This is a genomic window from Aurantiacibacter sp. KMU-128, from assembly GCF_056933515.1.
This window is the reverse complement of record NZ_JBXORT010000001.1, coordinates 2803072-2825605: the sequence shown is the minus strand read 5'-3', so window position 1 is coordinate 2825605 and position 22534 is coordinate 2803072. Positions and strand designations below refer to the sequence as shown.

Below are 22534 nucleotides of genomic sequence, written 5' to 3'. Positions count from 1 at the left end.
ATACCCCCTCTTATGCGGCAGGATCAGAATTCGAAGCGCAGACCGGCAGAGACAGTCCAGCGGTCGTAATCGAACAGAGCGATGTTGCTCCAATTGCGGGTGTAGGTGGCGCGCGGCGTGATGAAGAGCCGCTCGGTCAGCGCGAACTTCGCGCCGCCGGTCAGATCGAGCCGTTCGTCCTCGCGCTCGGTCAGGAACAGCGGATCAGCGGCGTCATACCGGCGCAGATCGAGCGCTGCGCCGCCAACCAAAGCTATGCGCTCGGTCACCGGAAACTCGCCGCCGATGCTGGCAGAGACGAAGCTGTTCGACTGGGCATCGCCCGCGTCGCGGCGCGCCTCTTCCTTGCCGCCGGAGATATTTGCGGCGATGTTCTGCGTAACATAGCCGACACCCACGGCGTATCGGTCGGCATCACGCAGCGGATCGCTGTCGAAATCGAAGCGGTTCCATTGTGCCGAGACAGTGAGCGCGCGGCCACGGTCGAGATTGCGGGTATATTGCCCGATCACGCCGAAGCTGGTGCGGAACGGATCGCTGCCGAGCCAGAATTGCTGCGCCTGCACCGAAATCGACACGACATCCTGACTTGCAAAGCTGTGGGCATAGCCTGCGGTGCCGGTCAGTGCCGCCTGATCGAACGCGCTGGAATTGAAATTGGCGCGCCAGTTGCCAAGGACGCTCGCAAACAGCCGGTCCTGCCGCGAAATCGCTGTAACACCCGACACGCCGCCTTGCAGGTCGAAAAACTCGTCATCCTGAGCCACCGCGCCCGGGCCCAGCTGGCCGGGGCCGAGAAAGCTGAACAGCGGGATGACGATCGTGTCGAGCTCGGTCGCGGCGTTGATATTGCTGTCATGCCCGCTGCGCACATCGACAAAGCCTGAAATGTCCGAACCGCCACCGGCGATCTGGCGATCGAACTGGCGGACGAAGCCGGTGAAACGCTGGCGCACCGGGTCGGGCAGGGTGGGGTCATCCACCACCGTCGCAAATTCCTGCCGCGCGGTGTCGATATCGCCAGCCAGTGCATAGGCGCGGGCCAGTTCTGCGCGGGCCGGTGCATTGTTTGGCTGAACGGCGAGCACACGCTGCAGCGCGATGATCGCCTCGCCATACAGTCCTGCATCGAGCGCGGCGATGGCGAGCGCATAGTCGAACGCCGGATCACCGGCGCGCTGCGTCTCCTGCGCTGCGAGCGCCGCGTAATCGTCGCCTTCTTGCGCCTTTGCGGAGGTGGCGCAGAACAATGCTGCGGTCGCTGCCAGTGTGGCCGCGCGCGCCAACGCGCCCCGCCATTGCGCTGATGTGAAAGCTGGAAACATTGCGTCGCCCCCGATCGCTGGAAAAGGATGGGGGAGTTATGCTGGCACTACTGAGCGATGTCCGCTGACAAGCAGCGACAGGCCGATGACAAATGCTGTCAGGATTGGGAAATTGTCAGGGATGGGCGAGTTTAGCCCGCCCACCCCTCTCGCAGGAATTGCTCTGCACATCCGGCGAGGAATGCCGCGCCTTTGGGCATCACGCTTTCATCGACAATCATGCGGCTCGAATGCAGGCCGCAGCAGCCCTGCCAGTCGCTGCCTTGTGCCGCCACGCCGAGGAAGAACATCGCTCCGGGCACTTTTTCCAGCACGTAGGAGAAGTCTTCTGCCCCCATGGTTGGCGCAGGGCGCTCGGCCCACGGCTCTTCGCCGCCTAGCCCTTCGGCCACCGCGCGGCCCAAGGCGACGGCACGGGCATCGTTGATCGTCGGGGGGAAGCCCGGCGTGATGGTGATTTCGGCGGTACAATGATGTGCGGCGGCGATATTCTCGGCCACGCGGCGCACTTCGACCTGTATCGCCGCACGGCGCTCAGGTGAGAGATTGCGCATCGTGCCGAGCAGATAGGCGCTGTCGGGAATGATATTGTTGCTGGTGCCCGCGGCGATCTTGCCGATGGTGATGACGCTTGCCTCATTGGCGGCAAAACGGCGGGTGACCATGCTCTGCAGCGCGAGCACGATTTCGGCAGTGACAGGCACCGGATCGATGGCGTCATAGGGCATAGAGGCATGGCCGCCTTTGCCCTTCACGGTAATCTCCAGCATATCAGCCGAGGCGAGCATCGGCCCCGCGCGCCCTTCCACGCGGCCATGCGGTGCATTGGGCCAGACATGGAGCGCAAAGGCGGCGTCGGGTAGCGGGTAGTCGGCGCTGCCGCCAAGCAACCCGTCCTCCAGCATATGCCGCGCGCCGTGAAAGCCTTCTTCGCCCGGCTGGAACATGAAGCGCACTTCGCCTTTGAGGTTCCCCGCCCGTCCCGCCAGGATGCGCGCCGCCCCTGCGAGCATCGCGGTGTGCGCATCGTGGCCGCAGGCGTGCATCCGGCCGGGAATGGTCGAGGCGAAATCGAGCCCGGTGTGCTCGTCCATCGGCAGCGCGTCCATATCGCCGCGCAAGAGCACGCTCTGTCCTGCTTCGGCGCCTTTCAGCACTGCCACAGCGCCGGTGCAGGACGGCCCCTCGTGCCATTCGAGCGGCAAATCGGCGAGCGCCGCCTTGACCTTGGCCAGCGTTTTGGGCGTGTCCAGCCCCAACTCGGGTTCGGCATGGATGGCGCGGCGCAGCGCGACAATCGCGCCTTCCTCTCCGGCAGCGGCATCGAGCAGGTCGGCGGTCAGCATGGTGTTCTCTCCCGAAGTCAGTTCGGGACGGGTCTACTGCCAAGCACTGCCCGCTGGCAATGCAGCTTGAAGCCTAGTTGAGATACAGAATCTCGAAATTGCCCCAATATTTGCCGTTGATACGGATCGGCACGAAAATGTTTTTGGCCGCGCTCGGCTTGGTGTCACCGGCGCGCATATAGCGGTAGCAGCTCGCGGTGAATGGCTCGTCCTTCAGGTCGATTGCGCGCTGGGTCACTTCGTCGAGGAACTGGCGGCGGTTGCGGCAGAACTTGTCGTCATGCTCGCGGTCGCCGGTGGGTTTGCGCGAGCGTTCGCTGAGGTGGGTGGGCAGATAGCCGTCCATATTGGAAGCGACGCTGGAAATGATTTCGGAATGCCGCGCCTTGTGCTCGTCCAGAATGGGTTGGATATGTGCGTCGGCGAAGGCGGTGAAGCGATTGTCATAGCGCACCGGATCGGAACCGGGGATCGGGCGGTATTCGCGGTCGAAAACATCGCTCTCGGCAAGCGTGCCGTCGGCCAACGCCGCTTCCACCAGCGCAACAATGCGGTCGCGCCCGGCCATGGCGATATCGACAAAACGGCGGTCTTCGCTGGCAAAACCGCTGCGCACCAGCTGGTCGAACATCGTCATCGATGTCCATTCCAGGCTGTGCACCCGCGTCTTCATGTCTTCCAGCTTGACCGAATTGGCGGCGGCGCTCGCTGTAAAGTGCTCCAGTTCGCCCTTGGCATCCTGCACGCGGGAATGGATCAGATCGGTGCTGTCGGCAATGTCGCCATTCTGCCGGTCGACTTCATCCACCAGTTGCGAGATATGCTGAACTGTTGAATCGATTGTGGCCAGATCAGACTGTGCTTTCTCGCTTTGGCGGACGCCCCTGTTGATCTTTTCGACCAGAGCCTCGGCTTCCTTGTCGAGCGAGGTGATCGTGCCGGTAATCTCGTCGGTGGCTACGCGGGTATCTTGCGCCAGCTTCTTCACTTCGGCGGCAACGACGGCAAAGGTAGCGCCCGCCTCGCCGGCACGGTGCGCTTCGATCGTAGCGTTGAGGGCCAGCATATTGGTGGTGTCAGCGATAGCATCGATGGTTTGCGTCACATTGCGCACCTGCTGCATCGCGCCGGCAAAGCCGGTGATATGCTGGGCGAGCGCGACCACCAGATCGGTCAGCTCGGCAAATTCGCGCATGCTTTCACGCACAACCTGCGTGCTGGCGCGCAATTCGGTGCGCGCACGCTGCGAAAGCGCGCGGGATTCGTCTGCCGATTGCTTGACGTTTTCCTGATCGGCCGAAAGCCGCTGCATCACCTCTTCGAGCGCGTTCTGCCGCAGCTTCATTTCATCAGCGGTGGCGATGACTTCCTCGATCAGCCCGCCGACATCAACGCAGCCGATCGTGACGTCGCCGCAAGAGCGGGCGACGGCATCGATCAGGCCCGGATCGGCAGACTCAATAACTTGGTGCTTCATCGGTTTTACGTCCCTCACCCCGCATGTTGCGGCATGGGACGGACGTAGGCATTCATAGTTAGCAAACTGTAAATTTTCGCCCGAGTTGTGTTCATCCTGCCCGATTAAGGGAGTTTTCCCCGAAGATTGCACGGTTTCGCCCCTTGTGATGCTTGAGGCGGGATTCGCGTGTCTTTACGTAAGGCAGAGAGGCTATGACCCGTCCGCTGATCTCTCCTTCAATCCTTTCGGCCGATTTTGCGCGGCTGGGGGAAGAGGTGCGTGCGATCGACGCGGCGGGGTGTGACTGGATCCATGTCGATGTGATGGATGGGCATTACGTGCCCAATCTCACCATCGGGCCGGATGTCGTGAAGGCGTTGCGCCCGCATAGCGACAAGCCATTTGACGTGCATCTGATGGTGTCGCCGGTCGATAATTGGCTGGAAGCCTTCGCCGATGCGGGTGCGGATATCATCACTGTCCACCCCGAGGCGGGGCCGCACGCGCACCGGACGGTGCAGGCGATCCGCGCGCTAGGCAAGAAGCCGGGCATATCGCTCAATCCCGCAACACCGGCCAAGATGCTCGACTATCTGATCGAGGATATCGACCTCGTACTCATCATGAGCGTCAATCCGGGCTTTGGCGGACAGAGCTTCATCCACTCGCAGCTGAAGAAGATCGAGGCGGTGCGCAGCCTGATCGATAAGCGCGGGCTGGATGTGCAGATCGAGGTGGATGGCGGGGTCAATCCCGAAACCGCGCGGCTTTGTGTCGATGCGGGGGCTGATGTACTGGTGGCAGGCTCTGCTACGTTCAAGGGCGGCCCTGCCCACTACGCCGCCAACATCGCGGCCTTGCGCGGAGACGCGGCATGAATGCCGAAGCTCTCGGCCTGACGCGCCGCCGGAGCGGCGAGGAAGCAGGCGAGGGCAGCGCGATCCCGCTATTGGATCGCGGCGATGAAACGCTGGCGGAAGACCGCGCCGCCACCGGTGATGTGCACGAGACGATTGCGGCTGACCGCGCGCTGGTGCTCACCGATTTCGATCCGCCAAGCGTTACCGCCGGAGAGCGGCTGGTGCGCCTTGCCTATCGCCTGGGCATTTCGGGCAGCACGCTCACCTCGCCTTTCCGCAAGCCCGCGCGACCGCGCTTGCTGGCCACAGTTTCCAGCCCGCTGGCTGGCGAGCGGGCTGCGGGCATGGCGCTGCGGGCGGGGCACTTCTATGTCTATGGTGTCAAGGCGCCGATTGCGCAGGTCGATTTCGGGGCGACCGCCAAGCTGACGCCGCCTTTCGAGCGGGTGATCCACGGCTTCACCTGGTTGCGCGATCTAGAAGCCTGCGCCCCGCGCCAGCAATGCACCGGCGTGGCCGAGCGGGTGCTGGCCCGCTGGCTCGAGGCCAATTTGGAGCCGGGCAAAGGCCCTGCGTGGAAAGTCGAACTCGCCGGCTTGCGGCTGATGAACTGGCTGGTGCACGCGCCGCTGATCCTGTCGGGGCAGGACAAGGGCCAGCGTGCCCGCATCCTCGAAGCAATCGAGACCAATGCCCGTTGGCTCGACCGCAATGCCAGCCGCGCGCAAGACCGGATGGGCGAGCTTGCCGCGTGGTGCGCAATCACCGCCGCCGGATTGCTGCTGCCCGAGGGCAAACCGCGACTGCTGTTTGGCGAGGCGGGACTGACGCGAGCCCTGGGCGAACTGGTGGGCGATGATGGCGGCGTGCTGTCGCGCAGTCCGATGGCGCAAATGCAGGCGATGAAGCTGCTGATCGACCTTGCCGCCTGCTACAAGGCGCGCGATTGCGAGGTGCCCGACGCGATCGGCAAGGTGCTGGCGCTGATGGTGCCGCCGCTGCTCGCGCTGACGCATGGCGATGGCGGGCTGGGTAGCTGGCAGGGTTCCGCCGCTATCCCGGCCTCGCAACTGGCGGCGCTGATCGAGGCGAGCGGTGTGCGCACCCGTCCTTTGCGTGAGCCGCGCGGATGGGGTTATCAGCGGGTGGCGGCGGGCAATGCCGTGCTGCAATTCGATGCCTCGCCGCCGCCGCTCGGCCGCCACGCGCGGATGGGCTGCGCCTCCACGCTGGCGTTCGAATTCAGTCATGGCGAGCACCGTATTATCGTCAATTGCGGCGGCGCGGCGCTGGCGGGCGGGCAAACGCCGATCCGTATCGAACAGGGCCTGCGTGCCACTGCGGCGCATTCGACACTGGTGCTGGGCGATGCCAATTCCACCGCCGTGCTGCTCGATGGCAAGCTGGGAAGTGGCGTGGGCGAAGTCGAGATCGACACGCGCACCGTGCAATTGAAGACTGGCAGCGCGCGGCGATTGGAGGCGAGCCATAATGGCTATGCCCAGCGCTTCGGCCTGCTGCACAAGCGGATCCTCATCCTGCGCGAGGACGGCAGCGAATTACGCGGAGAGGATTTGCTGCTCCCTTCGGGCCGCAAGGGCAAGCGCGGCAAAGTGCCCTTTGCCATCCGTTTCCACCTTGGTCGGCATGTGGAGGCCACGCTCGGCGAAGGCGGCAAAGGCGCGAGCCTGCTGCTCCCCGATGGCAGCCTGTGGCAATTCGTCAGCGGTGAACCCGATCTGCAGATCGAAGAAAGCCTGTGGGTCGATGGCAATGGCCGCCCGCATCCGGTAGAGCAGTTGGTGATTCAGGGCATGGCCTCGCGCGGCGGGGGCAATTTCGCCTGGCTGCTCAAACGTATGGGATAAATCCTCGCATGACCGATGTAACAATCAAGCGGGCGCTGCTCTCGGTGTCCGACAAGACCGGCGTTGTCGAGCTGGCCGGGCGGCTGGCGAAGGCAGGGGTGGAGCTGGTGTCTACAGGCGGCACCGCGCGTGCGCTGCGCGAAGGCGGGCTCGACGTGCTCGATGTCTCGGACATAACCGGCTTTCCCGAAATGATGGATGGCCGCGTCAAGACGTTGCACCCGCGCGTGCATGGCGGCTTGCTGGCGGTGCGCGATGACGCGGACCATGTCGCATCGATGGATGCCCACGAGATCGCCGGGATCGATCTGCTGATCGTCAATCTCTATCCGTTCGAAGAGACTGTCGCGCGCGGAGCGAGCCGCGAGGAAGTGGTCGAGAATATCGACATCGGCGGGCCGGCCATGGTGCGCTCTGCCAGCAAGAACCACCAGTTTGTGACCATCGTCACCGACCCCGCCGATTATACCGAGCTGATGGAAGAGCTGGCGGAGCATGACGGGGCAACAACGCTCGCCTTCCGTACGCGCATGGCAGCGAAGGCTTTCGCCAAAACGGCGAGTTACGATGCGGCGATTGCCAACTGGTTTGCCTTTGGCGATTCCTATACAAATCCGCTTGGGGCCGAGGCGCTTAAGGCGACTTTGTTTCCTGACAAGCTGCCGCTCGCCTTCAGCAAGCTGGCGGAAAGCCGCTATGGCGAAAACCCGCATCAGGCGGCAGCTGTTTACGCGCCGCAAGCGGTGAACGCGCCGGGCGTTCCGCAGGCCGAGCAGGTGCAGGGTAAGGCCTTGTCTTACAACAATTATAACGATGCTGATGCGGCGCTGGAGCTGGTGGCGGAATTTGCTGGCGGTGACCCTGCCATCGTCATCGTCAAGCACGCCAATCCGTGCGGCGTTGCGCAAAGCTCAAGTTTGCTTGAGGCATGGCAAAAGGCGCTCGCTTGTGACCCTGTTTCGGCCTTTGGCGGCATCGTCGCCAGCAACGTGCCCTTGGATGGCCCAACGGCAGAAGCGATCTGTCAGATTTTCACCGAAGTGGTTATCGCGCCCGGAGCCAACGAGGCTGCGCGCGAAGCCTTTGCGGCGAAGAAGAACCTGCGCCTCCTGCTGGTCGATGAATTACCCGATCCGGCGCGAAACGGCTTCCAGATGAAGACGATTGCGGGCGGAATGCTGCTGCAATCGCGCGACAATGGCACGATTACCGCCAGTGATCTCAAGGTCGTGACCAAACGCGCGCCAACCGATCAGGAAATCGCCGATGCGCTGTTCGCGTGGAAGGTCGCCAAGCACGTCAAGTCGAACGCCATCGTCTATGTCAAGGACGGGGTGACCGCAGGCATCGGTGCGGGGCAGATGAACCGCCGCGATTCCTCGCGCATCGCCGCACAGCGGGCCGAGGAAGCTGCCGAACTGGCGGGCTGGGACGAGCCGATGACGGTGGGCAGCGCGGTCGCCTCTGATGCCTTCTTCCCCTTCGCCGACGGCTTGCTGAGTGCGGTTGGCGCGGGCGCAAGCATGGTCATCCAGCCCGGCGGTTCGATGCGCGACGAAGAAGTGATCGCTGCGGCGGACGAGGCGGGCATCGCGATGGTGTTCACCGGAATGCGTCATTTCAGACATTAGGGTCCGCGCCGTTTGCGCCAAATTAACCACGGCGCATTAGCGACAAAGATGAACGGCAGCGTGCTCGCGGGTTCAGGCTGATGCCAAGCCTCGCGCGTTAATCCGGTCACCACCATGAACACCTGATTCGACCGGATACGTCCCAATGCACGTCTTTACCTCTGACCTGTTCCGCTCTTTTTCTCTCGGCTTCGGAGTAACCGCCACGATCATGTTGGCGAATATGCTTCCGTAACCCGGAGGATGCCTTGACCCTGAAGAGTGTTTTTGCCGCCATCGCGCTGGGCGCCAGCGCGCTCGCCATTCCCGCCACGGCGTCCGCCGATGTGTTCGACGCGCCGACGCCCGAACGCCAAGCGCGCGAGAGTGGCTTGCAGACCGCAATTTTCGCAGGCGGCTGCTTCTGGGGGATTGAAGCCATTTTCAGCCACACGCGCGGAGTCAGCAGTGCGATCGCAGGCTATCACGGCGATACGGCAGCCAACGCGACCTATGAGCGGGTTTCGGGCGGTTTCACCCGTCATGCGGAATCGGTCCAAGTGACATATGATCCGAGCGTGGTGCGGTATGACCAGCTGCTCGAAATCCTGTTCTCGGTCGGCGCCGATCCCACGCTCGTCAACCGGCAAGGGCCGGATCGCGGAACGCATTACCGGACCGCTCTCGTACCGCTGAACAGCGAACAGCGCGCGGTGGCCCGTGCCTATATCCGGCAAATGGGCGAATCGGGCGTGTGGGATGATCCCATCGCGGTGCGGATCGAGAGCCACCAGCGCTTCTATCCGGCGGAAAGCTACCATCAGGACTTCATGCACCGGAACCCCGACAATTCCTACATTGTCCGCTGGGATGCACCCAAAGTGCGTGCCCTGCGGGAAATGTTCCCCTCGCTCTATCGCGCGCGCTTCCGCACCGGCTAAGCCCGCCGCGATTGCCGCCGCGCGCTATCGCTCCTATGTAATGGCGTATGGCAACGCAGCACAAACATCACGAGCATTCGGGCGATAATCTGATCGACGAGGCAGCGCGCGTCCTCAAGGATGCTGGCGAGCAGTGGACGGCGATGCGCGAGGACGTCTTCCGCGTGCTCGCCGAACAGGAGCGCCCGGCCAGCGCCTATGATATCGCCGAGGATGTCGGCAAGGCGCGCGGCAAGCGCGTGGCGGCGAACAGCGTCTATCGCATTCTCGACCTGTTCGTGCGGACGAATCTGGCGAACCGGATCGAAAGCGCGAACGCCTATCTCGCCAACACGCATCCCGGGTGCCGCCACGACTGCATCTTCCTGATCTGCGACGATTGCGGCCAGGCCGAGCATTTCGACGATGATTCGCTCACCAGCGCGCTGCGCAAGGCGGGTGCGGATCATGGCTATTCCAATGTCCGCCCGGTCGTGGAACTGCGCGGATTGTGCAGCGATTGCTCGGCCTAGCCAGCGACGAACCGTTCCAGACTATCGATAAACCGTTCATGGACGCGCCAGAAAAATCGGGCTAAAGCTGTGCGATGACTGCACAACGTCCCCATACGCCGCTCCTCGACACAGTCGATAATCCGCACGATCTCCGCAAGCTCAAGCCTGAACAGCTGCGGCAACTTTCCGATGAACTTCGCGCCGAAATGATCGACGCGGTCGGCTCGACTGGCGGGCATCTGGGCAGCGGGCTGGGTGTGGTCGAACTGACCGTCGCCATCCACTACATTTTCAATACGCCCGAAGACCGGCTGATTTGGGATGTCGGCCACCAGGCCTATCCACACAAGATCATAACCGGGCGGCGGGACCGTATCCGCACGCTGCGCCAGGGCGGCGGCCTTTCCGGCTTCACCAAGCGCAGCGAGAGCGAATATGACCCGTTCGGCGCAGCGCACTCCTCGACCTCGATCTCGGCGGGCCTCGGCTTCGCGGTTGCGAACAAGCTCAACAACAAGCCCGGCAAAGCGATCGCGGTGATCGGCGACGGCGCGATGAGCGCTGGCATGGCCTATGAAGCGATGAACAATGCCGAACAGGCGGGCAACCGGCTGATCGTCATCCTCAACGACAATGATATGTCGATCGCGCCGCCGGTGGGCGGGTTGTCGGCCTATCTCGCGCGCATGGTCTCTTCCAGCGAATACCTTGGCCTGCGCAATCTTGCGTCGCGCGTTGCGGGCAAGATCAGCCGCCGTGTGCACAATTCGCTCGGCAAGGCAGAAGAATACACCCGCGGCATGGTAACCGGCGGGACGCTGTTCGAAGAACTGGGCTTCTACTATGTCGGCCCGATTGACGGGCACAATCTCGATCATCTGGTGCCGGTGCTGGAAAATGTCCGCGATAGCGAGCAGGGCCCGATCCTCGTCCATGTCGTGACGACCAAGGGCAAGGGCTATGATCCGGCGGAAAACAGCGCCGACAAATATCACGGCGTGCCCAAATTCGACGTGGTGACGGGCGAGAAGGCCAAGTCCAAGGCAGGCCCGCCAGCTTACCAGAACGTATTCGGCGACACGCTTGCCAAGCTGGCGGAAACCGACACACGCATCTGCGCCATCACCGCCGCCATGCCGAGCGGCACTGGCGTCGACCGGTTCGCCAAGGCGCACCCGGATCGCACATTCGATGTCGGCATTGCCGAGCAGCACGGTGTCACCTTTGCCGCAGGCCTGGCAGCGCAGGGCATGCGGCCCTTCGCAGCGATTTACTCGACCTTCCTGCAGCGCGCTTACGATCAGGTCGTGCACGACGTGGCGATCCAGAATCTGCCCGTGCGCTTTGCCATCGACCGTGCCGGTCTGGTCGGTGCCGATGGCGCGACCCATGCGGGCAGCTTCGATGTGACCTACCTCGCCAGCCTGCCGAATTTCGTTGTGATGGCCGCAGCGGACGAGGCCGAGCTGGCGCATATGACCTACACCGCCGCCGAATATGACGAGGGCCCCATCGCCTTCCGCTATCCGCGCGGCAATGGCGTGGGTGTGGAAATTCCCGCAACGCTCCAAAAGCTCGAAATCGGCAAGGGCCGCGTGGTGAAGGGCGATGCGGACAAGGGCGGCAAGGTCGCTATTCTCTCGCTCGGTTCGCGGCTGGAAGAGGCGAAGAAGGCGGCGGTCGAACTGGAAGCCAAGGGGCTCACCACCACCATCGCCGATATGCGCTTTGCCAAGCCGTTGGACGAGGAACTGATCCGCAAGCTCGCCGCCACGCATGAAGTGCTGGTGACGGTGGAAGAGGCGGCCATCGGCGGCCTCGGCGCGCACGTCCTCACCATGGCGAGCGACGAAGGGCTGACCGATGGCGGGCTGAAAATCCGCACGATGCGCCTGCCCGATGTGTTCATCGATCACGACGATCCTGCGAAACAATACGATCAGGCACGCCTCAACGCGCCGCACATCGTCGAAACCGTGCTGAGCGCGCTGCGGCACAATTCTACAGGCGTGGAAGAGGCGCGGGCCTGACCGGGCGGCCAGCTTTCGCGTGCAAAGGGGGCTGCGGATGTTTGGGTGGGTCGTCGTTGTTCTGGCGGTGATCTATGGCGGGCTTGTTGCGCTCGTCTATCTCAACCAGCACCGCATGATCTATGCGCCGCCTGCCGCGCGCAGCGATGTTCCGGCAGGGTTCGAGCGGGTGACCTATCGCACGCCCGATCGGCTCGATCTCGCTGCAGGCTATCGTCCCGCTGCGGAGGGAATGCCGACCCTGCTGTTTTTCCACGGCAACGGCGCAAGCTGGCAATCGACCGCCCTTGTCACTGACCGCTTTGCGGCTGCCGGGTACGGCATACTGGCGGCCGAATATCGCGGCTATTCGGACAATCCGGGCACGCCTTCGGAGCCTGGCCTGTATCAGGACGCGCGCGGCGCATGGCAATTCCTGCGCGAACAGCAAGGAGTGGCGGAAAGCAATATCGTGCTGGTCGGCAATTCGCTCGGTTCGGGCGTGGCGGTGCAATTGGCGACCGAAGTGCGCGCGCGGGCGCTGATCCTGATTTCTCCGTTCGACAGCATGGAAGAAACCGCCGTGCGGCAATTGACATGGCTGCCCGTGCGAATGCTGATCCGCGATCGTTATCGCAACGATGAGAAGCTCCCCGACATCGGTGAGCCGATCCTGATCCTGCACGGCGAGGACGATTCGCTCATCGCGCTGGAGCAGGCGCAAGCGCTGGCGACGGTGCGCGACGATACGGTAATCGAGATTTACCCCGGCTGGGGGCATGATCTGGTTAACAATGACGATGTTCAGGTGAGGGCGATGGCGTTCTTGGAGGGACAGTCTCAGCCCAACTGAACCCACCGCCAAATCCCCGCAGGCACATCACCTAAGTGGATATGCGCATAGGTCGCCGCTAGCCAGCCGAGGATTGCCGCCAGCCACAGCAACGCGCCCGCTGAGGGCATCGCGGACCAGCGCGGCCAGAAGCTCGTCTTTGCTTCCCACGCGGCCCAGGCCTCCCCCATTTGCTCGCGCTTCTTGCTGTCCTGAAGCTTGGAGCCGACAAGCGCGAGAACAAGGATCGCCAGCGCAACGACATTGGTGCGCCAGCTCCACCAGATCACGATATGCGATATCGCCCACAGCGCGATGCCCCACATCATCGGGTGGCGGGTGATGCGGAAAGCGCCCGCAGGTTCGCGCCGCGCCGCCTCTGCAGCGCCCGGAGCGGGCAGCGCCGGATTGCGGATGAAGGAGCCGAGCAGCAGCAGCATGGCTGGCAGCGTCAGCAGCGTCGCGATGATCCAGCCGACCGTGCCGCTTCCGCCCAAGTCGCTGCCCTGCACCTGCCCGAAAGCGTGCGCCATCCAGCCGAGCGTGATGAAAGCCACCACCGAGTAGGCGATCATGAAACCGGTCGCGCCGAGCGCCTTTACCAATGGCGCGCGCAGCGGGTGCGACATCACGAAATGCGAGCCGACAAACGAACCGCTTGCGGCGATCAGCGAGATCAGGGCCGCATCCATCGCCTAGCGCCGGTAAGCGGGGGGCAGGTCGCCGCGTTCGAGCGTGCGATAGCGGTCGCGCAGGCGCGTCTGGTGGTTTTCCAGCGGCTGTTCCACCCCGTCGATCCACACCCGAATGGGCGCTGAGCTGAGTTCGAGCGGATCGCCATCCCACAGCACCACATCGCCAATCGCGCCGGGCACCAGCAGGTTCGAGTTCTCGTACCCCGCAACCCGCGCCGGAATCGAAGTGATCGCGGCAAAGGCCTCGCCCCAGCTGAGGCCCGTTGCGCCCGGCACCCGCTCCAGCGCGACCAGATTGCCCGCCTGTTGCGGCAGCCCCTGCGGGTAATCGCCGCCTTGCTCGTATCCGCCGATGGCCACGGTGACACCGGCATCCACCATCCGCCCGACATTGCTTTGCGTCGCGCCCAGCCGTTCGAAACTGGAGGGCAGGTCGACCAGAGCCGCGGCAATCACCGGCACACCCGATGCGGCGATCCGGTCTGCCACCATCCAGCCTTCGGTGACGCCGACGAGCACCAGATCGAGCCGCGGAAATTCCTCGCGCAAGGCGAGCACCGAAAGAATGTCCGCCGCGCGGTGGACGGTGACATAGAGCTTCTGCCGCCCCGCAACGACCTCGGCGAGCGCCGCTGCATCGAGGCGGGTGAGCATCCCGCTGTCATCCCAGCCATCCGTGCTGTAGGCTTCTGCCTCCATCAGCGCGGTGCGGACCATCGCGTGTACCGCTGTCCGGCTGCCACCGGCAAGCGCCGCCCCGCGTTCGCCCATTTCCACCACCTGGAAGGCGCGGCGCTGGCGCACGGCGTCAAAATCCGCGCCCAGATCAATTACTGCGCCCTGGCCTGCGAAAATGGCCGAGCCTGCGCCCGGCGACACAGTAGCGCGCGTGACACCGCCTGCGCGGCTGTAGCCCACTTCCTGCGATTGCGGGTTCACCGCGGGCGAGACGTCCAGCGCGGCGTGAAAAGGCGAATCATCGGCATCGACATCATTGCTTTCCGACACCGCGCCGACATCGACGAGGCCGAGATTGGTGATCGAAGCGAACAGGCCGGGGGTTACCCACATTCCCTCGCCATCCACGACGGGAACACCGCCGGGCACAGTCACGCCGGTTCCCGCCGCAACCACGCGTCCGCCGCGCACCACAACGGTGGCGTTCTCCACCGGCGCGGACTCGTCTCCGCTGGCCAGCGTCGCTCCGGTAATCGCGATATCCTGTGCGGCGAGCGGGGTCGCTCCCAGCGCAAGCGCGGCGACAGACAGCGTCAGGAGGCGCTTCATTTCACGTCTCCTTCACCCGGCTGGCCCAGCTCGAAATCGCTCACCGGGCGCAGCGCCGGATTGTGCATATCGAACATCAGTGCGCCGTCGATCCACACCCGCTCGGGCCGCGAATAGATGCTCAAGGGGTCGCCGTTCCACAGCACGATATCGGCCATTTTTCCCGGTTCGAGGCTGCCGGTCATCGAATCGATGCCCATCGCGCGTGCGGCGTTCAATGTGATCCAGCTGATGACTTCGGCATCGGGAATGATGATCCCCATCCGGCGTCCATCGGCCTGCGCCTTGGCCGCTTCCTGGTTGAGCCGCTGGATGCCGTTCTCGTCATCCGAGTGTATCACCACGCAGGCACCGGCATTGTGAATCATCGCCGCGTTTTCGGGGATGGCATCATAGGCTTCCATCTTGAAGCCGTACCAGTCGGCCCACACCGCGCTGCACACATCGTGTTCGCGCAGCAGATCGGCAATCTTGTAGCTTTCGACCGCATGGTGGAAAGCGGCAACGCGGTAGCCGAACTCTTCCGCCATATCGAGCACCTGCGCCATTTCGTCGGCGCGGTAGCAGTGGTTCTGGATCGTGATATCGCCCGCCAGCACGCCAGCGAGCGTTTCCATGGCGAGATCGCGCGGCGGATCGTCGCGCTCCATCCACGCTTGCGCATCGAGCCAGGTGTCGCGGTTGACCGCCATATTGCCCATGCGGGTCGACGGCATCCGGCCCCGCCCGCCATAAACGCGCTTGGGGTTCTCCCCGCAGGCCATTTTCATCGAATAGGGCGCACCGGGGAATTTCATTCCCTGCACGGTGCGGCTGTAGACATTCTTCAGCGTCACCGTGCGCCCGCCCATCAGGTTGGCCGAGCCGGGCAGGATCATCAGGCTGGTGACCCCGCCATTGGCCAATGCACGGCTGAAGCCGGGATCCTGCGGCCAGACCGAATGTTCGGCCCAGACTTCGGGCGTGGTCGGGCTGGTCGCTTCGTTGCCGTCGCTATGCGCTTGCACCGACGGGGTGGGGTAATCGCCCAGATGCGAGTGAATGTCGATAATGCCGGGGGTGACGTAGCGGCCGGTGCCATCGATCCGTGTGTAGCCTTCGGGGATGGCGAGGCTGGCATCGCCGATGGCCACCACTTCGCCCTCGGCAAACAGCACCACGCCGTTCTCGATCATCCCGCCCGCACCATCATAAATGGTCGCGCCGACCACAGCGGTCGGCACGCCGGGATAGCGTTGATAGGTGGAGGGGTAAGGGTCAGCAGGCGCTTCCCAGCTATCTGCAGCCGAAGCAGCCGTTTCCGAAGACCCGCTGTTCGCAGTGGTGGTGCACCCCGCCAGCGCGAGCGCGCTCAGGCTGACAAATGCGGCGGCAGGGCCGCCTTTCGTGAAAAGACGGCCCATACGTACGTTACCCCTTAGTAGCCGGATGCACACCCGCGCCCTGCGGCTCGCCCGGGCCTTCGGCCTGGCCTGCCAGTTCATCGTCCTTCAGCGTATCGAGATGCATCAGCTTCTTGATCAGCGGGCTGACGACCATCACCGCCACACCGATGCCCACGGCATACCAACCGACCGTGGTGTAGACGTCCAGCACCAGCTGCTTACCCGCTTCCTCGCCCACACCCTCGCCGCCGGTGGCCGACGCGATAAGGCCTGCGGCGAAGTTGCCGGTGGCCGAAGCGAAGAACCAGGTGCCCATGATCAGCGAGGCCATATGTCCCGGCGACAGGCGGTTCATCGCCGACAGGCCGACAGGGCTCAGGCACAGCTCACCCGTGGTGTGCAGCAGGTAGATGAGGAAGATGAAAATCACCGGCGTCGGCACATTCACGCCCACGCTCTGCGCACCCCAGACCAGCACGAGGAAGCCAAGACCAACCTGCACCACGGCGAGGCCGAACTTCATCGGCGTGCTTGGCTCTGCGCCCTTGCTCGCCAAGCCCTGCCACAACATTGCAAACAGGGGGGCAAGCAGCACTATGTAGATCGCGTTGATCGACTGGAACATCGAAGCGTTGACGCCCTGCGTGTCTACGTGTCGATCGGTAAACACGTTGAGCGACGATCCCGCCTGCTCGAAAAGCGCCCAGAAGACGATTGAGACAAGTATCAGGAACATCGCGGCAAAGATGCGATTTCGCTCCTCTGGTAGGAGCTTGGTGACTGCCGTGAACAGCACATAGGCAACGAGGCCACCGCCGAAGATGCCGAGCACGCCGCCCACCAGCTCCTGGTACTGGATGGCGAGCCAGCAGAGCGCCACCATCGCAAGTCCGGCACCGTAAATGCCCCATTCCTTGCCACCGGCGATCTTGGCCGGGTCCTTCGGCTCACCCTTGCCCAGCAGCAGTGGCTTGCCGACAATAAAGAAGATCAGGCCGACCAGCATTCCGAAACCGGCCAAACCGAAGCCGTATTCCCAGCCCACCGTCTGGCCGAGATAGCCGCAGATGATCGACGCAGTCGCCGCGCCGACATTGATGCCCATGTAGAAGATCGTGTAGGCGGGATCGCGGCGGATATCGGTGCGCGAATAAAGCTGCCCCACAAGAACCGAGATGTTCGCCTTCAGGAAGCCCGAACCCACAATAATCAGCGCCAGCGCGAGCCAGAACACGTTGATCATGGGGTTCGCCTGGCCCAGCGATGCATCGCCTTCGAACGCCATGAAAAAGTGGCCGAAAGTCAGCAGGACCGCGCCAAACAGCACCGCCTTGCGCTGGCCCAGATAGCGGTCCGCCAGATAGCCGCCGACAACCGGCGCAATGTAAACCAGCGCGGTGTAAGCGCCATAAATTACATAGGCCTTGTCTTCGGCAAACATCCAGTGCTGGATCAGGTAGAAGATCAGCAGCGCGCGCATCCCGTAATAGGAAAAACGCTCCCACATCTCGGCCATGAACAGCAGGAACAGACCTTTGGGGTGCCCGATCACCTCTGCCTGCGGGCGGGTGATCAGCACGAGCCCGCCGATCAGAAATGCCAGCAATGCGATTACCGCCACGCGGAAGGTCCACATCTCGAATGCGGAATCGAATGTGAAGAAAACCCCATCGACCATAAAAGTCTCAACCCTTGTCCATGTGTCCGCTGCTTCTGTGAACGGCGCGGATCAACCCCGAAAGCGCAGCACAGTAACGATTGTTTCATCATTGTGAAGCGCATTTCGTTGCGGCTGAAACCTTGGGCTTTGGCCTCTATCGGCACCGCGCCGCTTGACCTGCCCCGCTGTATTATGGCACTGATGCACCAGTTATGGCCGATACCCGCCCCGTCTATCTTCGCCTGCGAGAGCAGATCGCCGCCGCCATTATCGATGGGCATTACAAGCCGGGCGATATGCTCCCTTCGGTGCGCGCCTTTGCTGCCGACCAGGGAGCCAATCCGCTCACCGTTGCCAAGGCCTATCAGCAATTCCAGGCTGACGGGCTGATCCGCGTGCAGCGCGGGGTCGGAATGTTCGTGAAGGACGGCGCGGCTGACCGGTTGCGGGCGAGCGAGCGGGAGGAATTCCTGCGCGAGGAATGGCCGTCTATCCGCGAGCGGATCGAGCGGCTGGGACTCGACATTTCCGATCTCGCCGCCAAGGCCTGACCCGGCCAAAGCACGCACGACTTTACAAATCTTGCGCAAAATGCGGAAGATTCGCCCCGATCCATTGCGTATCGGAACCTTTTCTGCCAGATGAACAGAACAGCGCGCTGCTGGGGGACGCACGGCGCGCCAAAGATGATCGATAGTGAAATACTTTCGGCGGCAAATAGGGGTCGCACCCAATAGCCCGATCGGGGAGCGATATGATCAGGTCCGAACTTCTCCAGGCACTCGCTGCAGACAATCCAGAACTGCGCGCCGAAGAGGTTGAGCAGGTTGTCGACATTTTCTTTGATGAAATAGCCGCCAGGCTGGCCGAAGGTGGCCGCGTGGAATTGCGCGGTTTCGGCACCTTCTCCACCCGCCAGCGCGAATCGCGCACCGGTCGCAATCCGCGCACCGGCGACTCGGTAGAAGTGCCCGCCAAGCGCGTGCCCTATTTCAAGCCCGGCAAGGAAATGCGCGAGCGGCTGAACCGCTAGGCTCGCGCTTCACCCTACAACTCCTGCACTGCGCACTTGGCACCTGCCCGCTTTAGCGGCTAGGCGGCGTTTGGTGCGCGGGCGTGGCGGAATGGTAGACGCCGGGGACTTAAAATCCCCTGTCCTTTTGAGACGTGCGGGTTCGAGTCCCGCCGCCCGTACCAGCCTCTTTTCCTCGGTTTGGTTTCCGCTATCCTAAGGCCCGCTTTCGGTTTCCCCGCAAGTCGGCGCTTGCCCGTTGCAAAGGATGATCCGGCTACATCTTCCTCTCTACGCAATGTCCGGGGATGAAGATGAGCGACGTGCTCCCAGTCAGAATGTCTTCGCCCGCGCGCGGTGACGGGGCTTTGCCGGAGGGCAATGAGTGCCGCGGTGCGCGGCGCTATACGCTGCTCATCCGTTCGGCGAAGCTGGTAATAGGCGCAGCCGAATATCTGTGCATCATGCGCGATGCCTCTGAAACCGGTGTGTCGGTGAGGATCTTCCACCCTTTACCCATCCACCATGATACCATGATCGAAATGCAGAATGGCGACCGCCATCGCCTCGAGCTGGTGTGGCAGGATGCGAAGCGCGCAGGCTTCCGCTTCTGCGACCCCGCCAGCATCGCCCGGATCATCGAATGCCCCAGCGACTTTGCCAAGCGCCCTGTACGCCTCAATCTGTCAGCCCCGGCACAGATCGAGATCATGGGGAAGCCCGACTACGCCGAACTGCGCGATATCAGCCAGCAAGGCGCAAAAATCGCCTGCACCCGCCATCTCGCCATTGACCAGCAAGTCAAGCTGCTCGTCGACGGGATGCGCGATGTCTTTGCCAAAGTGCGCTGGCGGCGCGAGGGCATGATGGGGCTGGTGTTCGAGGAGACGCTCCAGCTGGACGAGCTCGCCCGCATTGCCTGCTATTTGCAGGATGGCGGGTGAATCGGCTCAGGCCGGGCGGAAATCCATTGCCACGCCGTTGATGCAATGGCGGTGCCCGGTCGGGCGCGGGCCGTCATCAAAGCGGTGCCCAAGGTGGCCGCCGCAATCGGCGCAATGGATTTCGCGGCGCGGATAGCCGAGGTGGTAATCGGTCGAATATCCCACTGCCCCGCTATCGATCGGCTGCCAGAAACTGGGCCAGCCGGTGCCGCTGTCGAATTTGTGCGTGCTCGAATAGAGCCGGTTGCTGCACCCTGCGCAAACAAAGGTTCCACGGCGGCTTTCGCGGTCGAGGGGAGAGCTGAAGGCGCGTTCCGTGCCAGCGCGGCGCAGAATGCGGAATTCCTCGGCGGTCAGGCGGCGGCGCCATTCATCCTCGCTGTAGTTCACGCGGAATCGTTCCTGCGCGCGCACTTCGCTGCCGCACGCGCCCAATACGGGAAGCGATGCGCCTGCGCCCAGCCAGACGAGCAGCTTGCGGCGGTTGATCTCGGTTTTGCTCATACGTCACCTCTACGGCGTCAGAATTGAACTGTTCCTGACATTGCCCGCAGAAGTGATCGCTGTCAGCCTGCCTCTTTGGCCCAGGCGCGGGCAGGAGACAGGCTGAACTTGCGCCTCGCCTGGCGCGGGCCCGATTTCATCACGCGGCGGCGGAACAGGTTCGCGCCGAGCTTGACGAAAATGAACACCCACAAAGCCTGCCAGCCCAAAGCCAGCAGATGCGGCCACAGCGAATCTTCCACAGCCGCCCGCGCCACCATGGCGAAAGGCGAGCTCAAGGGAAATGCCATGGCTCCATATTCGATCAAACCGCCCCGGTCGGTTACCGCAAGGCTCGCAAAAAAGAACATGAGGATCTGGAACATGGTCGCGGGCATGGACAGCGTCTGCACTTCGCGCACCGTTGTGGCGAGCGAGCCAACGGCGAGGAAGATGCTCCCCAACAGTAAATATCCCATGGCGAAATAGAGCGGGAACAGCAGGAAGAACATCGGCCAGCCGACGCCAGGATTGGCGTAATCGGACAGCGACTGCCCGCCCGCAATCAGGATCGCCGCGCCCGTGCTGCCCCACACCGCAATGCCGACCACCGATACGCCGAGCATCGCAAACAGCTTGCCCATAAACAGCGCGTCCATCGGGATCGCGGCGGCGAGCACTTCGATGATCTTGTTGCCCTTTTCCTCGACAAGGTTGGACAGCACCATGCTCGCCAAGAGCATGATGAGGAGGAACAGCAGAACCTGTCCCACCTGCGCGGTGCGCAAGCGGCCCGAAGTCTCTGCCGCGCCGCTGGTGCCGACAATCGCGGTTTGCACCGATGCGGGCGCGGGAACGCTGCCTGCCTGCGCATTGCCCGCGATCAGACCGACGACGCCTTGCCAACGCGATGCGCGCTCCTCGGTCGCAGTCAGCACGGGTGCATCGAGCGTGCCGGTTACCACAGCGGCCAGGCTGCCCTCGGCGCTTTCAAGCACGGCGCGCGCATCATAGGATTCGCCGGGGCGCAAGCGCTCAAGCTCGACCATGGGCGGCACGACGCCGGGCATCTGCATGGCCAGCTCCTCGCGCGCGGCGAGCATCGCGTCGACATCCTCTGCCTCCATCGCAATGCCGATATCGGCCACCGCCGCTTCGGATTGCACCTGCGCGCCAACGCCGCCTGCCAGCGCCATGACGATGACGGGGAAAAGCGGGCCGAGCAGGAAGAAGATGAAGCTGCGGCTGAACAGGATCGCCGAGAAATCGCGGCGGGCGACAACCCATGCGGCGCGCCACATGGGCAGGCGGCCGCCTTCGCTGATGGCGTGCTGGCTCATGCGTCTTCTCCCGCGCCGGTGGAGACCATATCCGCTGCCGCCGCCTCACCCGCGATGGCGACAAACGCATCGTGCAGTCCGGCGCGCTCGATGCTGAGCGACTGGATGCCCGCATCGCCTTCGATCAGTGCCTTGAGCAAAGGCTCCACCCCGCTTTCGGGCAGCGGGAAATACCAGAAATCGCCCACGCGGCGGGTCTCTGCGGGCAGCGCAGCGCGCCACGGCCCTTCGGCATTGCGCGTTTCCAAGCGCACCTGCGCCGGAATCCGGTCGCGCGCCTCGTCGACGCGGCCGGTGAAAGGCACCTTGCCGCCCGCGATAATCGCAATCCCTTCGCACAGCCGCTCGGCATGGGCGATAACGTGGGTGGAGAAGATCACCGTGGTGCCCTTGTCGGCAAGGCCACGGATCAGCACTTCCAATTTTCCTTGGTTGATCGCATCGAGGCCGCTGAAGGGCTCGTCAAACACGACCAGTTTGGGCTCGTGCACCAGCGTGCCGAGCAATTGCACTGTCTGCGCCATGCCCTTTGACAACTGGCGGATCTGCTTGTCGATCGCATGGCCGAGGCCGTGCTGTTCCAGCAGTTCCTTGCCCCGCTTGCGCCCTGTATCCAGTGGCACACCGCGCAGCGCGCCCATAAAGGCAATCGCTTCAAAACATTTCATCGCCGGATAAAGGCCGCGTTCCTCGGGCAGATAGCCGATATAGCGCGCCACATCCTGCGGGTTTTCCGCACCCAGCACGCGGCGGTATCCGTCATCGGGGTCGATAATCCCCAGCAGCATCCGCAATGTCGTGGTCTTGCCCGCCCCATTGGGGCCGAGAATGCCGTAAATCGCACCTTCGGGGATGGTGATGTCCACGCCGTCCACCGCCAGCGTCGTATCGAAGCGCTTCACCAGCCCGCGCGCCTCGATGGCGAGAGGCCTTGTGCCGGTGATTTCGCGCTCGGGTGTAATAGAGGTCGCCATATCCATGCTT

The 22534-nt window shown here is 63.3% G+C and carries 20 protein-coding genes and 1 tRNA gene; 11 read left to right on the top strand and 10 right to left on the bottom strand.

What is annotated here, in order from left to right:
- Window positions 1-23 precede the first annotated feature (23 nt).
- From ACS0VV_RS13810 to ACS0VV_RS13800, 3 genes are all read right to left on the bottom strand, one after another.
- Window positions 24-1286 (bottom strand): outer membrane beta-barrel protein, encoded by a 1263-nt coding sequence (locus ACS0VV_RS13810; protein WP_483533269.1) that lies wholly within the window; start codon window positions 1284-1286, stop codon window positions 24-26.
- Window positions 1287-1456: 170 nt separating this feature from the next.
- Entirely contained in the window at window positions 1457-2671 is a 1215-nt protein-coding gene (locus tag ACS0VV_RS13805; RefSeq protein ID WP_483533268.1) for a M20 metallopeptidase family protein, read from the bottom strand.
- Between the two features lie 73 nt (window positions 2672-2744).
- On the bottom strand, window positions 2745-4148 hold the full coding sequence (locus ACS0VV_RS13800) for a methyl-accepting chemotaxis protein (RefSeq protein ID WP_483533267.1): 1404 nt from the start codon (window positions 4146-4148) through the stop codon (window positions 2745-2747).
- A 194-nt stretch (window positions 4149-4342) separates the two neighbouring features.
- Between ACS0VV_RS13800 and rpe the strand changes: the two genes are divergently transcribed.
- The 7 genes from rpe (at window position 4343) to ACS0VV_RS13765 (ending at window position 12765) form a co-directional block, all read left to right on the top strand.
- The gene (rpe, locus tag ACS0VV_RS13795) at window positions 4343-5008 is read left to right on the top strand and encodes a ribulose-phosphate 3-epimerase (protein ID WP_483533266.1); all 666 of its coding nucleotides are present in this window, start codon (window positions 4343-4345) and stop codon (window positions 5006-5008) included.
- Window positions 5005-6858 carry a heparinase II/III family protein gene (locus ACS0VV_RS13790; RefSeq protein WP_483533265.1) on the top strand — a complete coding sequence of 618 codons (1854 nt, stop codon included), beginning with the start codon at window positions 5005-5007 and terminating at the stop codon, window positions 6856-6858. Before rpe ends, ACS0VV_RS13790 begins: the two co-directional genes overlap by 4 nt.
- Before the next feature lie 8 nt (window positions 6859-6866).
- Complete coding sequence (gene purH / locus ACS0VV_RS13785) at window positions 6867-8489, top strand: bifunctional phosphoribosylaminoimidazolecarboxamide formyltransferase/IMP cyclohydrolase (protein WP_483533264.1); 1623 nt, start codon at window positions 6867-6869, stop codon at window positions 8487-8489.
- A gap of 248 nt (window positions 8490-8737) precedes the next feature.
- Entirely contained in the window at window positions 8738-9409 is a 672-nt protein-coding gene (msrA, locus tag ACS0VV_RS13780) for a peptide-methionine (S)-S-oxide reductase MsrA (protein ID WP_483533263.1), read from the top strand.
- A 47-nt stretch (window positions 9410-9456) separates the two neighbouring features.
- Window positions 9457-9921, top strand: coding sequence for a Fur family transcriptional regulator (locus ACS0VV_RS13775; RefSeq protein ID WP_483533262.1), 465 nt, complete (start codon window positions 9457-9459; stop codon window positions 9919-9921).
- Window positions 9922-9995: 74 nt separating this feature from the next.
- Window positions 9996-11933 (top strand): 1-deoxy-D-xylulose-5-phosphate synthase, encoded by a 1938-nt coding sequence (gene dxs / locus ACS0VV_RS13770; protein WP_483533261.1) that lies wholly within the window; start codon window positions 9996-9998, stop codon window positions 11931-11933.
- A gap of 37 nt (window positions 11934-11970) precedes the next feature.
- The gene (locus ACS0VV_RS13765) at window positions 11971-12765 is read left to right on the top strand and encodes an alpha/beta hydrolase (protein WP_483533260.1); all 795 of its coding nucleotides are present in this window, start codon (window positions 11971-11973) and stop codon (window positions 12763-12765) included.
- Here ACS0VV_RS13765 and ACS0VV_RS13760 read toward each other — a convergent pair.
- The 4 genes from ACS0VV_RS13760 to ACS0VV_RS13745 are packed head-to-tail and all read right to left on the bottom strand — an operon-like array spanning window position 12753 to window position 17789.
- On the bottom strand, window positions 12753-13436 hold the full coding sequence (locus ACS0VV_RS13760; protein ID WP_483533259.1) for an NnrU family protein: 684 nt from the start codon (window positions 13434-13436) through the stop codon (window positions 12753-12755). The two genes, ACS0VV_RS13765 and ACS0VV_RS13760, sit on opposite strands and share 13 nt — an antisense overlap.
- 3 nt (window positions 13437-13439) lie before the next feature.
- Window positions 13440-14726, bottom strand: a complete 1287-nt coding sequence (locus ACS0VV_RS13755) for an amidohydrolase family protein (RefSeq protein WP_483533258.1) — start codon at window positions 14724-14726, stop codon at window positions 13440-13442.
- A complete protein-coding gene (locus tag ACS0VV_RS13750; protein ID WP_483533257.1) occupies window positions 14723-16129 on the bottom strand; it encodes an amidohydrolase in 1407 nt (468 codons plus the stop codon). Before ACS0VV_RS13750 ends, ACS0VV_RS13755 begins: the two co-directional genes overlap by 4 nt.
- A gap of 7 nt (window positions 16130-16136) precedes the next feature.
- Window positions 16137-17789, bottom strand: a complete 1653-nt coding sequence (locus tag ACS0VV_RS13745) for a peptide MFS transporter (RefSeq protein ID WP_483533256.1) — start codon at window positions 17787-17789, stop codon at window positions 16137-16139.
- Between the two features lie 194 nt (window positions 17790-17983).
- Here ACS0VV_RS13745 and ACS0VV_RS13740 point away from each other — a divergent pair, with 194 nt between their 5' ends.
- From ACS0VV_RS13740 to ACS0VV_RS13725, 4 genes are all read left to right on the top strand, one after another.
- Window positions 17984-18322: a GntR family transcriptional regulator gene (locus ACS0VV_RS13740; RefSeq protein WP_483533255.1), complete on the top strand. Its 339-nt coding sequence runs from the start codon at window positions 17984-17986 to the stop codon at window positions 18320-18322.
- Between the two features lie 203 nt (window positions 18323-18525).
- The gene (locus ACS0VV_RS13735) at window positions 18526-18804 is read left to right on the top strand and encodes an integration host factor subunit beta (RefSeq protein WP_483533254.1); all 279 of its coding nucleotides are present in this window, start codon (window positions 18526-18528) and stop codon (window positions 18802-18804) included.
- Window positions 18805-18881: 77 nt separating this feature from the next.
- Window positions 18882-18968 (top strand) — tRNA-Leu (locus tag ACS0VV_RS13730).
- A gap of 129 nt (window positions 18969-19097) precedes the next feature.
- Entirely contained in the window at window positions 19098-19727 is a 630-nt protein-coding gene (locus ACS0VV_RS13725) for a PilZ domain-containing protein (RefSeq protein ID WP_483533253.1), read from the top strand.
- A gap of 6 nt (window positions 19728-19733) precedes the next feature.
- Here ACS0VV_RS13725 and msrB read toward each other — a convergent pair whose 3' ends face one another.
- The 3 genes from msrB to ACS0VV_RS13710 all read right to left on the bottom strand — a co-directional run bounded on the left by msrB (window position 19734) and on the right by ACS0VV_RS13710 (window position 22524).
- On the bottom strand, window positions 19734-20231 hold the full coding sequence (gene msrB, locus ACS0VV_RS13720) for a peptide-methionine (R)-S-oxide reductase MsrB (protein ID WP_483533252.1): 498 nt from the start codon (window positions 20229-20231) through the stop codon (window positions 19734-19736).
- 62 nt (window positions 20232-20293) lie between these two features.
- Window positions 20294-21550, bottom strand: coding sequence for an ABC transporter permease (locus ACS0VV_RS13715; RefSeq protein ID WP_483533251.1), 1257 nt, complete (start codon window positions 21548-21550; stop codon window positions 20294-20296).
- Window positions 21547-22524, bottom strand: a complete 978-nt coding sequence (locus ACS0VV_RS13710) for an ABC transporter ATP-binding protein (protein ID WP_483533250.1) — start codon at window positions 22522-22524, stop codon at window positions 21547-21549. The genes ACS0VV_RS13715 and ACS0VV_RS13710 overlap by 4 nt, the downstream gene beginning before the upstream one ends.
- Window positions 22525-22534 lie beyond the last annotated feature (10 nt).

Bases quoted from the DNA above. Each gene is read 5' to 3' on its own strand.
- ACS0VV_RS13805 (WP_483533268.1), bottom strand. From the start codon at position 2,671: ATGCTGACCGCCGACCTGCTCGATGCCGCTGCCGGAGAGGAAGGCGCG.
- ACS0VV_RS13800 (WP_483533267.1), bottom strand. From the start codon at position 4,148: ATGAAGCACCAAGTTATTGAGTCTGCCGATCCGGGCCTGATCGATGCC.
- rpe (WP_483533266.1), top strand. From the start codon at position 4,343: ATGACCCGTCCGCTGATCTCTCCTTCAATCCTTTCGGCCGATTTTGCG.
- ACS0VV_RS13790 (WP_483533265.1), top strand. From the start codon at position 5,005: ATGAATGCCGAAGCTCTCGGCCTGACGCGCCGCCGGAGCGGCGAGGAA.
- purH (WP_483533264.1), top strand. From the start codon at position 6,867: ATGACCGATGTAACAATCAAGCGGGCGCTGCTCTCGGTGTCCGACAAG.
- ACS0VV_RS13775 (WP_483533262.1), top strand. From the start codon at position 9,457: ATGGCAACGCAGCACAAACATCACGAGCATTCGGGCGATAATCTGATC.
- dxs (WP_483533261.1), top strand. From the start codon at position 9,996: ATGACTGCACAACGTCCCCATACGCCGCTCCTCGACACAGTCGATAAT.
- ACS0VV_RS13765 (WP_483533260.1), top strand. From the start codon at position 11,971: ATGTTTGGGTGGGTCGTCGTTGTTCTGGCGGTGATCTATGGCGGGCTT.
- ACS0VV_RS13760 (WP_483533259.1), bottom strand. From the start codon at position 13,436: ATGGATGCGGCCCTGATCTCGCTGATCGCCGCAAGCGGTTCGTTTGTC.
- ACS0VV_RS13755 (WP_483533258.1), bottom strand. From the start codon at position 14,726: ATGAAGCGCCTCCTGACGCTGTCTGTCGCCGCGCTTGCGCTGGGAGCG.
- ACS0VV_RS13750 (WP_483533257.1), bottom strand. From the start codon at position 16,129: ATGGGCCGTCTTTTCACGAAAGGCGGCCCTGCCGCCGCATTTGTCAGC.
- ACS0VV_RS13745 (WP_483533256.1), bottom strand. From the start codon at position 17,789: ATGGTCGATGGGGTTTTCTTCACATTCGATTCCGCATTCGAGATGTGG.
- ACS0VV_RS13740 (WP_483533255.1), top strand. From the start codon at position 17,984: ATGGCCGATACCCGCCCCGTCTATCTTCGCCTGCGAGAGCAGATCGCC.
- ACS0VV_RS13735 (WP_483533254.1), top strand. From the start codon at position 18,526: ATGATCAGGTCCGAACTTCTCCAGGCACTCGCTGCAGACAATCCAGAA.
- ACS0VV_RS13725 (WP_483533253.1), top strand. From the start codon at position 19,098: ATGAGCGACGTGCTCCCAGTCAGAATGTCTTCGCCCGCGCGCGGTGAC.
- msrB (WP_483533252.1), bottom strand. From the start codon at position 20,231: ATGAGCAAAACCGAGATCAACCGCCGCAAGCTGCTCGTCTGGCTGGGC.
- ACS0VV_RS13715 (WP_483533251.1), bottom strand. From the start codon at position 21,550: ATGAGCCAGCACGCCATCAGCGAAGGCGGCCGCCTGCCCATGTGGCGC.
- ACS0VV_RS13710 (WP_483533250.1), bottom strand. From the start codon at position 22,524: ATGGCGACCTCTATTACACCCGAGCGCGAAATCACCGGCACAAGGCCT.